Annotated in this window: 2 protein-coding genes and 10 pseudogenes; 6 read left to right on the top strand and 6 right to left on the bottom strand. The window is 57.7% G+C overall.

What is annotated here, in order from left to right; all coding sequences use genetic code 11:
* On the top strand, positions 1-492 hold a 492-nt coding region (locus HWX39_RS36725; RefSeq protein WP_279613125.1), incomplete at its 5' end, for a hypothetical protein.
* Positions 493-1,752: 1,260 nt separating this feature from the next.
* Here the strand turns inward: HWX39_RS36725 and HWX39_RS35305 are convergent.
* Both HWX39_RS35305 and HWX39_RS35300 read right to left on the bottom strand, forming a co-directional pair.
* Entirely contained in the window at positions 1,753-2,937 is a 1,185-nt protein-coding gene (locus HWX39_RS35305) for an outer membrane protein transport protein (protein ID WP_175972094.1), read from the bottom strand.
* Positions 2,938-3,732: 795 nt separating this feature from the next.
* Positions 3,733-3,900 (bottom strand): annotated as a pseudogene (locus tag HWX39_RS35300) (integrase core domain-containing protein); the annotation flags it as partial.
* Between the two features lie 224 nt (positions 3,901-4,124).
* Between HWX39_RS35300 and HWX39_RS35295 the strand changes: the two are divergent.
* From HWX39_RS35295 to HWX39_RS35285, 3 pseudogenes are all read left to right on the top strand, one after another.
* Positions 4,125-4,930, top strand: a pseudogene (locus HWX39_RS35295) (IS5 family transposase).
* Positions 4,914-6,169, top strand: a pseudogene (locus tag HWX39_RS35290) (IS256 family transposase). The pseudogenes HWX39_RS35295 and HWX39_RS35290 overlap by 17 nt, the downstream one beginning before the upstream one ends.
* A gap of 316 nt (positions 6,170-6,485) precedes the next feature.
* Positions 6,486-6,650: pseudogene (locus HWX39_RS35285) on the top strand (IS5/IS1182 family transposase); the annotation flags it as partial.
* 64 nt (positions 6,651-6,714) lie between these two features.
* On the opposite strand, the pseudogene HWX39_RS35280 reads toward HWX39_RS35285, so the two are convergent.
* Together HWX39_RS35280 and HWX39_RS36720 are read right to left on the bottom strand one after the other, a co-directional pair.
* A pseudogene (locus tag HWX39_RS35280) lies at positions 6,715-8,529 on the bottom strand (YadA-like family protein); the annotation flags it as partial.
* Between the two features lie 282 nt (positions 8,530-8,811).
* Positions 8,812-8,910: pseudogene (locus tag HWX39_RS36720) on the bottom strand (ESPR domain-containing protein); the annotation flags it as partial.
* Positions 8,911-9,160: 250 nt separating this feature from the next.
* On the opposite strand from HWX39_RS36720, the pseudogene HWX39_RS35275 reads away from it, so the two are divergent.
* Positions 9,161-10,096: pseudogene (locus HWX39_RS35275) on the top strand (IS5 family transposase).
* A 333-nt stretch (positions 10,097-10,429) separates the two neighbouring features.
* On the opposite strand, the pseudogene HWX39_RS35270 reads toward HWX39_RS35275, so the two are convergent.
* A pseudogene (locus tag HWX39_RS35270) lies at positions 10,430-11,143 on the bottom strand (IS3 family transposase); the annotation flags it as partial.
* Positions 11,144-11,157: 14 nt separating this feature from the next.
* On the opposite strand from HWX39_RS35270, the pseudogene HWX39_RS35265 reads away from it, so the two are divergent.
* Positions 11,158-11,343, top strand: a pseudogene (locus HWX39_RS35265) (IS3 family transposase); the annotation flags it as partial.
* On the opposite strand, the pseudogene HWX39_RS35260 reads toward HWX39_RS35265, so the two are convergent.
* Positions 11,338-12,279: pseudogene (locus HWX39_RS35260) on the bottom strand (IS66 family transposase); the annotation flags it as partial. The pseudogenes HWX39_RS35265 and HWX39_RS35260 overlap by 6 nt on opposite strands.
* Positions 12,280-12,482: the final 203 nt, after the last annotated feature.

Genomic DNA, 12,482 nt, shown 5'->3' with positions numbered 1-12,482 from the left:
GACAACGAGCCGATACCCGTCGACGTCGACGTCGACAGCGAGCTGATCGAGCTACTTGCCGACGACAGGCCGGTCGAGGCGGAAGACGACAGCGACGTCACCGAACTGTTGGTCGAGCTCAGGCCCGTAGACAACGAGCTGATCGAGCTACGTGTCGACGACAGGCCGGTCGAGGTGGAAGACGACAGCGACGTCACCGAACTGTTGGTCGAGCTCAGGCCCGTGGACAACGAGCCGATGCCCGTCGACGTCGACGTGGACAGCGAGCTGATCGAGCTACTTGCCGACGACAAGCCAGTCGAGGTGGAAGACGACAACGACGTCACCGAACTATTGGCCGAGCTCAGGGCAGTGGATAAGCTGGTTGTCGAAGTCGATAATGAGACAATATTACTGCCTGCTGCTGTCGATAGGCTAGCGAGCTGGCTTCCGCTAACTGCATCGGTGCTTGCCGCAGACACTGATCCGGCGGCGAGATTGGTAATCTTCTGATTATTAAGGCTGGCACCGCCATTAAATGACGCTAGGCCAGATACCTGAATTGCGCCAACGATACTGGTGCCGTTCGTTCCACCGTTAATGTATGCGCCATTAGACAACACATAAAAGCCATACGTGTTAGAGGTTGACCCACCCGCCGACGTTGTCCCACCTGTTGACGTCGGCAATCCGCCGATCGCTCCTGTACCGTTTGTACCACCGACAACCAAACTACCACTGTTTGCTATGATACTACCAAAACTAGCTTGATTACAGACGGCTGAGTTGGGCAGTCCACCGACTGCTCCGCCGTCGCTAATTTGATAGCAACCAGAGTCGCCATTATCATTGAAATAGAATCCACCCGCATAAGCTGGGGCGACAAAACACGAAGACAGAATAACAACTATTCTCGCCACCTCCAAATTTAATTCTGAATTTTTCTTTAAATTTGAATTATTTGAAATTGACACGCCACATCGAGATTTTTTCCCGCGCGAATTGACAATCTCCGAAACCGCAACCCAAGCTCCAAGAGCTTCATTCCAGATGCTTCTATATTTGGCATTCATCTACCCTCCAATTCCATCAACTTAACGAATCGCCAATCTAATGATCAGTCCGGTAATCGCACGCAGCAGCTGACGCAGATTGAGCCCATCACGCACAGCACCACATCGCCCTCTCTCTTAAGCCAGCAGCGCCGCAGTCCGCGGTCTTCTTTGACGTGACCGAAGATCGATTCAACAGCATGACGTAAGTCTCTTGCGTTGGTTCTCGCTTATCGACTTGCACTTACCGCGATGGCTTAATTAGTTGAATGCGCTCACCGGCAATCGTTCCGGTGGGAGTTGCATCGACTCGCAAGCGACCGAGGTCACGAGTCGTGTCGGATTGATCAACTTCATGTCAGACCTCACTCATCGGCAATCCGTTCGTATTTCCTGAAGTTGCGATCATATGGGCTACTACTTCCTCACGCTTGATCTATGAACCGACGTCATCGCTCACGATCGAGGTATGAGGTCAGTAATCGCAAACCGTCGAACCAGGTACGCCAGCCTTCAATAGGCTTCATAACGCAATCTCGTGGCCCAACAATTTTTGCAGACTCCGTACTCAATTTGGCGCGCCGATCCGGCATTAATGAATTCACTCGCCAAATTCGGACGACGATTCGTCTGCCGCAATATCTTAATCTGAGAAGAAACGGCTTTTTTGATCTAATGTTTTAGCGCTACCCCCTCATTTCCGGTCGACTTCAGCCTATCATCAAAATTTCTTCGTGTACGCAAATGCGACGGAATTGTTCTGACCAAATGAATTGGTTCCGGCACTCAACCCCGTTCCATTTATCTGCACTCGCGGCGATACTGAATACGCGAACGAAAGTTCCGATTGTTTGCTCACACAATAAGTTGCGCCGACCGTGTAGGTGCGATTAGGCGTCACCGGAGCGAGGAACGTGAATGCCGTATTAGCTGGCGTCACGGGCTGGTTCGTGATCTCAAAGCCTCCCCGCAGTGTTAGTTTGTCGGTTACGTCGTATTGCACGCCCACACGGTAAGCGTTGACATTAGTCAGCCCGAATCCCGAGCCATTGACCGCACCCAATGGCTCAGAAAAGTCGATCGGATTACCGAGCATATGAGTGCCGCCGTAGTTGAACCGGATCCAGTCGAATCCGATCAGCCACTTCGGCGTTGGGCGAAAAGCGATGCCCACGCCGTATTGCACCGGCTCCTCGAATCGCCCCCCGTCTGCTAAGATATGGTCGTATTTGTACCAGGGCGTGTATCGGATCTTCGACGCGTAGAAAGCCCCCATCGATATCTGAGATGTGATCTGACTCATCCAGCCGATCTTGAAGCCGTAGCCCGGAGTCCAGTTGCGGCCCTGATTCGGCAGCCCAGTTTGCGTCTCTACGCCTTTGACATTGACAGTCGACAGCGCACCGACCAGTGACAACGCGAGCGCGTGGTTCATTTCCGCACCGAAACGGTACGCAACTGTGGGCGCGACATGCATCAAGATAGCTTCTGAAGACGTGTTCGAATTTTGCGGAAAAGGGCCGTACGGCGTTCGATAGCTCATTGCCGCACCCGCAGCCCAGGAAGCCACTCCGAATACTAGCGACTGAGACAGCGACTTCACATAACCGAATTCAGGCATCGGCGTAATGCCTGTCTGTGCGCTGTAAGTTGTACCGTTTTCTTGTGCACCTCCGTGGATGACGAACAAGCCACCACCAATTTCTAGCCGATCGCCAGAAAACGCAATTCCCGCAGGGTTCCCTGCCGGCGCCAGCGCCGACTCTCCGGCTGCAACGCCGACGCCGCCCATTCCTTGCTCACGGGTGCCGTAGCCGGTCGTATAGATGCCGGTGCTTGCCACGCACACATTCACCACACCAACTGAAAGGGCTAAGACTAGGGAAATGACTTTACGCCGTTCCATCACGCCTCCAGTGCACTGATCAAAACCGACATAGTGCTGTAAATGAAAAAGACATACGTGAAGATTCAATTAGCCACCACGTCCTTGAATTATCCGTGAGCAGGTGCGCATGTACCAGAGAAGTGCGCCAACACCTCGCTCCTTTCGGAACAGATTCGCGTCGCTCGGATACAACACTTCAAACAGCAATACGCATATCAACTTCTCAGAAGTAATGCTTTGGCAACCACCCTTCGCATCAATCCAACACACCAATGACGGGGCCATACGCTTAAACCCGTTGTTCAGCCAGTATGCACGGGCGCAATAGATAAGTGCGCCGACACGAAGTCATCCACATTCCCACAGCCAACATCCTTTCGGTGGAGACGTTCGCTCCGCGCATCGCTGCGGCCCCATGGTTAACGAACATATTGCAACGCTTAAAGCTCCCAATCGAATGGTGTTACTAGGAAGTATCCAACGGATTGCCATTTTTAAGCCGGTGGCAAGGATTCAATTTATTGGAAAACTCTTAACGTTAGCTGCAATTATTTCTAAAAATTACTTGCAATAATTAGATTACAATTTACACAAAAAATCGCGACGCCATTGCGGAATATTCTTATTTTCGGCGGCCTCCGTTTTTTTGATACAATTTACAGTTGGAGATGATCACTGACCCGCCCTATAATTTTTCGTACCAGCTGAAACTGTAATGGTCAACTAATGACCTGCCCCCAGCAAACAGGGCCAGCCGGAGTCTAAGAGACAGTTTCAATTGAACGGTCCCGGTTTTCAGTGCCAAAGGCAATGTTAGTTTTCGGCGTTCTGTTGGTCCGTCAGCTGGGCCTGCAGGCCCAACTGACGGACGTATTCGGCAGGCGGCACTTCACCGAGAGCCCTGTGAGGCCGACTCTCGTTGTATTCGACCCGCCATCGTTCAATCTGCTCCCTGGCATCGGCCAGCGATGTGAACCAGTGCACTGGAGTTGGAGCTATTGTCTAATCTGGTGTACGGCGGGCGATCGGGATTTTGAGAAGGCGGTGACGGTTTAGCTGAGAATGTTGCTTGTCAAAGGCACAACCAGCGAATCCGGCGGGAGCCGGAACCGACCACCATGAAAAAGTCTACGAAAGGAGCGAACAGCAGTAGGAGTCGCTAACACAACCTAGACATGAAGCCATGAGAGCCATATCCTCGTGGCATGGCCAGACGAAAAATCAGCAATGAGTTATGGGCGACACTTGAACCGCTGCTCCCGGTTTTCACGCCGTCGCCCAAAGGTGGTCGACGGCGCACGGTCGATGACCGCGCAGCGCTGAACGGAATCCTGTATGTCCTGCAAACCGGTATCCCATGGGAAGATTTGCCGCAAGAGCTTGGTTTCGGCAGCGGTATGACGTGCTGGCGACGCCTACGAGACTGGTAAGTCGCAGGTGTGTGGGCGCGATTACATTTGGCGATGCTTCGTCGGTTGCGCGAGCACGACCAGATTGATTGGGAGCGAGCAAGTCTTGATGGCGCCAGTGTTTCCAGCCCCCGGGGGGCCAGGAAACCGGCCCCAACCCGACGGATCGAGGAAAGCTCGGATCGAAACGGCACATCGTCGTAGACGCTCGCGGCATCCCACTGGCCGTCACGGTCACGGGCGCCAACCGACACGACTCGATGGCATTCGAGCCCACGCTGGATGCCATCCCGGCAGTGCCTGGATTGAGCGGTCAGCCCCGCAAACGTCCGGGAAAATTGCATGCTGACAAGGGTTATGACTTTGCTCGCTGCCGGCGCTATTTGAAGCAGCGAGGCATCAAGGCTCGTATCGCCCGTCGCGGTGTAGAAAGCAGCGAGCGGCTTGGGCGGCATCGTTGGGTCGTCGAACGCACGCATGCTTGGTTCGCCGGTTTCGGCAAACTTCGTATTCGCTTCGAACGTCGCCTCGATATTCATGTCGCTTTGCTTGCCCTGGCTGCCGCCGTTATCTGCTCTCGCTTCGTTGACGACTTGTGTTAGCGACTCTAAAGCAGAAACGAAGAGCGTGCTCGACGAGCTGATCCAGCAGGGGGCGCGGCAGATCATCCAGCAGGCAGTCGAAGCGGAGCTTGCAACCATGCTTGAGCAGTTCAGCAATGTGAAGTCGATCGATGGTGGACGCGCTGTGGTACGCAACGGCTACCCGCCCGAGCGGGAGGTCGTCACGGCGGTCGGCCCCGTGACGGTCAAGGTGCCGAAGGTCCGTGACCGCTCGGGTTCGGGTATTCACTTCAATTCGACGGTTGTGCCGCCATACGTGCGCAAGTCGGCGCGCGTGTCGGCGGCGCTGCCGTGGCTGTATCTGCGCGGCATCTCGACGGGCGACATGAGCGAGGCGCTGGGCATCATGCTGGGTGGCGAGGTGAGCGGCATGTCGCCGAACACGGTGAGCCGACTCAAAGCGCAGTGGGCCGAAGAGCACGCGCAGTGGAACCGGCGAGACCTGTCGTCGGCGCGCTGGGTGTACTGGTGGCCCGACGGCATTCACACGGGCGTGCGCAGCGATGATTCGGACGGCCAGTGCCTTCTGGTGATCATCGGCGTGAAGCCGGACGGCACGAAGGAGCGCGTGGCGATCGGCAACGGCTACCGGGAATCGAAGTCGTCTTGGTGCGAGCTGCTGCTGGACCTGAAGAAGCGCGGCCTGCAGGCTGGCCCGTTGCTCGCCTGCGGCGACGGTGCAATGGGCTTCTGGGCGGCGATGGAGGAAGTGTTCCCCCAAACCAAGCATCAACGCTGCTGGTTTCACAAGATGGGCAACGTGCTCAATGCGCGGCCGAAGTCACAGCAAGGCCGCGCGAAAAAAGCGATGCAGGACATCTGGATGGAAGCCACGCGGGCCGACCGTTGGCCGCCTTCAACGAATTCGTCGACGGCTACTCGGCAAAATACCCGAAAGTTGCCGAGGAACTGATCGAAGATCGCGACGAGTTGCTGGCGTTCTACGACTTCCCTGCCGAGCACTGGCAGCATCTGCGCACGACGAATCCGATCGAATCGACGTTCGCGACGGTGCGTCATCGCACGAAACGTACGCGCAATTGCGTGTCGCGAGCGACATTCCTCGGCTTGGCGTTCAAGCTGCTCGAGTCGGCCGAAGAGTCTTGGCGCAAGATCCGCGCGCCGGAGAAACTTGCAGAGATGCTGGGTGGAATGGCATTTAAAGATGGCGTCCCGGTTACCGACAGCACACCGGCTCAGCAACCGCTCGCCGCCTGATCATGCCGACGTCCCGTACACCAGATTTGACTTTAACTCCCGGCACACTCGACCGAGACTCAGTTGCGGACATCGCCGGTCAACCTCGACCGTCGCGATGCGGCTATGCGCGCCTGTCAGTTGCAAATGATTCTCCATTCGGTGTGCTGAATTTACCGCTTACGACCTGTTCAAGGCGCTACCGCTCGCGAAGAAGGCTGACGACTACGAAGCGCTGCTGCCCTGGAAGCTCGGCAAGCCCGTCCGAAAGCCGAAGGCGTGATCGCTAGCCGATCAGTTGCCGCGGCGCAAGGGGCGGGTTCACGGATCGCTTACGGTGGAGACGGCCATGGGCCGTTACAAGGCGTTGATCGGCCCGCGGCTACGGACGCGCAGCTTGGCCGCCCAGCAGAGCTAAGCGGCGATCGGGGTGGCGGTACGCAACCGCATGTTGGCCGCCACACACCCGAAATCCGTCCGTCGTCAGCGCGCTGCTGCATAGCCCGTTGGGGAACGGGGCCACTGCGTCCCGTGACTTTCAAGTGCACTAACGCCGGACACTGTCGTTACCAGCTGTATCCGTAGCCCGCACCGTAAGTCTTGTTGTTACCCGACACGCCGATACCCAACTTGAGAATGCCGTTGGTCGTGATATGTCCGCTCGCGCCGAACGCCATGCCCGACTCGCCTGCGAACCGGGCCACACCAACGGCGACGTTGATCGTCTTGCCAGGTTCTACCTGCGGCATCACCGTCAGCGCAGTCGCCGCCGCGATACCCTGCCGGGCCATCTGGTCGGTCTGCTGCAGTTGCGAACCCAGCGAGTTGATCTGCACCTGCTGGCCCGATAACGCAGTCGACATTGTCGACTGCACTGCAGTCAACTGGTTTAGGTTGACCGCATCGGTGCCCTGCGTACCGGGCGCGACGTTCGTGATCTGACGCTGCTGGGTGCCGCTGCCGACCGACACGACGTTCTGGCGGCCGCCGTCTGTCGAGTTCGAGCCAATCGCCACCGAGTTCGAGCCGGCAGTGACGGTCGGGTGATCGCTGCCCGAGCCGTTCATGTCGGCCGCGACGCCGTTGTTGTTGTTGGCGATACGCGTGTTGTTGTTGGTGTTGTTGATCGACGTCGACAACTGGTTCAGCGTGTTGTTGATGTTCGACACGCCGCTCGACAGCGAGGCCACGTTGCTGTTCGTCGTGCTCAGGCCGGTGGACAGCGAACCGATGCCCGTCGAGGTCGACGTCGACAGCGAGCTCACGTTGCTGTTCGTCGCGCTCAGGCTCGTCGACAGCGAGTTGATCGCGGTCGAGGTCGACGTGGACAGCGAGGCCACGTTGCTGTTCGTCGTGCTCAGGCCGGTCGACAGCGAGCCGATGCCGGTCGACAGCGACGCGACGTTCGACGCGGTGGACGTCGACAGCGCGTTGACCGCGTTGTTCGTCGCGTTGAGCTGGCTGCCGTTGATCGCGTCCGTGCTGGTGGCCGAGATCTGGCCCGCGGCGACGTTCGTGATCTGGCGTTCCTGGCCCGGTGCGCCGACGCTCACCACGCCGACCGGCGAGTTGCCCGCGAAGAAGTACGTGACGCCGCCGATCGTGGCGCTCGACGTCGGGTTCGCGGCACTCGTGACCGAGTTCGCGCCGAGTGCGACCGAGTTGGCGACGTTGGCTTGCGCGTTCGTGCCGAAGGCGAGCGCGTCGGCGGCCGTAGCCTTGGCAGCCGAGCCGTAGGACTGTGCGCCGGTGGCGCTGGCCGTGGACTGGTTGCCGAGCGCCACTGCGCCGTCGCCGCTTGCCGTGTTGCCGGAACCAATCGACACGGCCTTGCCGCCCGTTGCCGATGCGTTCTCGCCGATTGCGACTGCGCCTGCCGACTGCGCGTTCGAGCCGTCGCCGACCGCGACGCTGCTGGTGCCTGCCGCGCTGGCGTTCACGCCAGCTGCGAGGGCGTTGGTGCCCGTTGCGCCGTCGTTTGCGTAGTTGCTTTGCTGCACGCCGTTATCGTTGATGCTGTAGTAGTGCGTCTTCGCGGCGTTGATCGCGGTCGAAGTCGAGGTCGACAGTGACGTGATGGAACTGTTAGCAGAGGACAGACCCGTCGATGTGGAAGTCGACAGACTTGTGAGCTGGCTGCCATTGACCGCATCGGTACTCAATGCCGACACGCTGCCCGGAGCGAGATTGGTGATTTTCTGGTTGTTTAGGCTGGCGCCGCCGTTCAAGGTTGCGAGTCCCGACACCTGGAGAGCACCGACGATGTTCGTGCTACCAACGATGTACGCGCCGTTCGACAGCACATAGAAGCCATACGTGTTGGCGGTCGATCCGCCTGCCGTCGTAGTTCCGCCTGTCGACGTTGACAATCCGCCGATCGCGCCCGTGCCATTGCTGCCGCCGACGATCAGGCTACCGCTGTTCACTATGACCGAGGTCGCACTGGCGTTGTTGCACACGGAATTTGCGGAATACTGCACACCCCCGCCCGGGTCGTTAATGGCATAACACCCTGCATCGCCGTTGTCGTTGACGATAAATTCCTGTGTATAGGCAGGAATGGAAAGGCACGAAGAAACAATAATAGCCAAATTAATTATTCCGCAGGCATTTAATTGGTGCACCTTCTCCAGCCTCGTATTATTTTCACCTGAAAGCGATACGCCAGTGCGTGACTTTTTTCCTCGGGATCTCACGATTTCAGAAACTGCGACCCACGTGTGAAGCACTTCACTCCAGATGCTTTGATAGCTGCGATTCATTGCGAAGCCCTCGAGGAAAAATCGCTGGATTCCAGGCGCACGCAGTAACCTGGTCGGTTATTTTAATCATTTCTGATACACTACAAATACGTCGACAGCACTTTGAAATGTTCCTCCCACTTCAGAATGGTTGTTGTCCGGATAGGCGTTGTTGCATAAGTTTGAAACACGAGAGGCCGGATGACATTTGGGCGCAACAGCTGACTGGTTGGGTCCCCCGGGCTAACGGCTCGGGTTCCAGAGTAGATTCTTGGTTTTTGATCTTGAAAAGACGCGTAACGACGAAGGCAAGACGAACAAGTCGAAAGCACGCTACCAGTTTCAAAAACTGGCCGGCCAACAACGCCAGCCTGATCAACCGAGGTAACGTCACGATGTAAATCGATGAAGTCGCCCTTGGCGAAATACCGGAGCGCGGTCGGCCGCGTCTGTACAGTGACCTGCTGCTCCAGGAGCTGCCGAGCATCAAGACCAGGTTCCACTTGCCGCTGCGCACGCTGCAAGGTTTCGCGCTAAGTCTGCACGATCTGGTTTCGCTGCCTTGCCCGTGTCGAACTATGCGACACTGAGTAGCCGAGGGTAGACCCTTGAGGTACAAGTTCATGTTGTTGGGCCGATCCATCTGGCGGTCAACAGCTCTGGCGTGAAGCTCTGCGGCTAGGGCGAATTGAAGGTGCGCCAACTTGGCTATGTAAAGCGCCGCTTGTGGCGCAAAGTGCATCTCGTGTTCTACGCAAATACTGGTCAGGTGCGTGCAGTGCTGACGAGGCATTGGGATGTAGCCGATTTTGACGTCCTGGCCGAACTGCTCTACCAGATCACCGACGACGAACCGCTCGATGTCATCGACGGTGACTAAGCCCACGATACCAAACCGCGCCATGCCGCGATCGCTGCGCGCAACACTACGCCCTCGATTTCGCCGCGCGAGGGCGATGTTCAATGGTTCACGAAGACTTCTGGCAAGACGTGGCGTAACGACACGGTTGATGTGATCCGGCGCTTTTGCCGTGGCGAATGGAAGAAATACAGCGGCTACGATCGGCGTTTGCTCGCGGAATATACAACGGATCGCTTCAAGGCACCCTCGGGTAACTGCAGGTTGGCAAGGCGCACCGTCTCGGGCAATAGAGTTTCCATCTGCGTGTGCGTGCTCAACCACATGGTGGGCCTCATCCGCCTGTAATCGGTTCGCATTGCCTAAATTCACGAACATGGGTTTTGCCTCGTTTTGTAATTGATTTATGTGAGCCAGTTATTCGAATCTACAAAAAATGAGAGTGGCATATTGAGGAATATTCTTATGCAAGCAGGGGCGTTGTTTGAGCTTCCCCCGAAATTTCGCTCTCCAAGAGGTCGGGTAGACTCGACGGAATGGGAAGCAAAGGTGGTAAGCACTCAATCAGCACCGTAGCGTAGGTCGACGACGACGGGGAGTCGCGATGCTATCGGATGGGCACGACGTGAGCAGTATACGGCGGCGACCTGAAGGTAACCTGCGGCGGAATTTTGTAGCCAGTCAGGCAGTGAGTCTCGCGTCGATATTATCGGAATCCAGCCAGGCTCGACGGACCGTGGCGGGAGGTTGGTAGCGATGAGCGCTGTGGGGCCGGCGCTCGTTATAGAACTGCCGCCAGCGCTCGATGAGCACCTTGGCCTCGGCGCGGCTGCGGAACCATTCGCGGTTTAGCAATTCGTCTCGCAGTTTGCCGTTGAAGCTTTCGACGAATCCGTTTTGCCATGGACTGCCAGGCGCAACGAAGGCCGGACCGATTGCAGCGTCTCGCAGCCAACGCATGACCTTGGCAGCGGTAAATTCGGCGCCGTTGTCCGACCGAACAAACACGGGCTTGCCGTACAGCCGCATGAGTCGCGATAGCGTCAAGATCACGTCCTGCGACCGCAGGCTGGCGCCAACCTCGATCGCCAGACACTCGCGGGTGTATTCATCGATCACGCATAGCATCTTCAAGGCCCGGCCATCCACCAGTTGATCGTGCACGAAGTCATCGCTCCAAACCGAATTGGGCTGTGTGGCGCCTGGCAGGCGTATGTCGTCGCCGCAACGACGTCGGCGAGGACGTCGGCGCGCAATGTCGAGCTGAAGGGCTCGCCACATTCGCCGCACGCGTGATTCGCTCAACGCCAGCCAGGCCGACATCCGGCGATAGCCGAAGCGCGGCACCTCTTGCGCGGCCGCCATCAGCCTCTCGCCCAAACTCCGATCCTTCTTGAGAGAATCGAGCCATGAACAAGAAGGCAACCAAGTTTTCCCCGGAAGTCCGGGAGCGCGCAGTGCGTCTGGTACGTGAGCAGCGTAGCGAACATCCGTCGATGTGGGCGGCGGTCGAATCGATTGCGCCGATGATCGGCTGTACGCCGCAGACGCTGCTGGATTGGGTCAAGCGCGAGGAAATCGATCGTGGGGAACGCCTTCGGATATTCCTGAGCGCGACCGGGCTGATATTCGAACAGCACGACCGGCTCGGCGCAATCTTCGGCGCTTCGGTAGCACCACATGTAACTTTTGCTCTGCGCCGACTTGCCGGGCTCCTTGAGCACCTGGACCGTTGTTTCGTCTCCGTGGATCAGCGGTTGCGACAGCAGCGTTTTACGCAGTGCATCGTACAACCGAGTGTTGTGCAGTTCGCTGGGCCGGATGATCCAGTTCGCCAGCGTGCCGCGGCTAACCGGGACGTTCGAGCGCGCCAGCACGTCCGCCATCCGGTACAAAGGCGTACCGTCGACGTACTTCCCCGTCGTGACGGTGGCGATCATCGCTGCGCTCGCGTGACTGCCCGGCAGCGGCTGCGCCGGCATGGGGGCCAGCACGATCGGTGTGCGCTCGGCATGGGTTTCGCAATGCCGGCACGCGTATTTAAAGCGGGCATTCTGGAGAACCGTGACCTTGACTTCGTAGTGCAACTGCTCGCTCACGTCTTCGCCAATGCGGTGCAGCGAGTTACCGCAGCACGCACAGGTTTTCTGATCCTCGTGCAGGTCGTATTCGACACACTCGCGCGGCAGGTGCGCCGGCAGTGGCTTGCGGCCGCGTTTGCCAAGCACTGGGGCAGTGTCCGGCAATCCCGTGTCGGGCAGCACAGGAAGGTCGTCATCCTCTTCTGCTGGCTCGGTCTCGGCAATCTGCTCGGCCTCGTTGAACAGGCGATCACGGCGCTTCTCGCTCTTCGGCGCAAAGCGCTGGGCCAGCGCCAAGCGATACTGCTCTTCAAGCGCATCGAGGCGCTTGGTCAGTTCGTCAATCTTCGCGTCGCGTTCGGGAATGCGCTGCGCGTCGGCAGCAGCGTGTGTTTCCAGTTTGCAGATATAAGCCTTGGTGGCTGGCGGCAACTTGAGGGGATCGGCCATGCGCTTCACGATAGCGAAGTGCGACGCCACACAGGCTTACGGGATTTTGTAACGGCCATGCCGGGCGTTGTATACCGGCAACGACCGTCTCGTTGCAGCTCAGTCCATGAGCTTCCCCTGAAATTTCGCCTTCCAAGAGGTCGTGTATAAACTCGACGGAAAGGAAGGAAATCAGGCATGTTCAAGGTACCGAAACAGGCATA

Origin of the sequence: Burkholderia sp. BCC0322 (assembly GCF_902833045.1) — a bacterium.
In the GTDB taxonomy this organism is placed as follows: Bacteria; Pseudomonadota; Gammaproteobacteria; order Burkholderiales; family Burkholderiaceae; genus Burkholderia.
The sequence above is the reverse complement of the archived record's forward strand: the minus strand, read 5'-3'. Positions and strand labels throughout refer to the sequence as shown.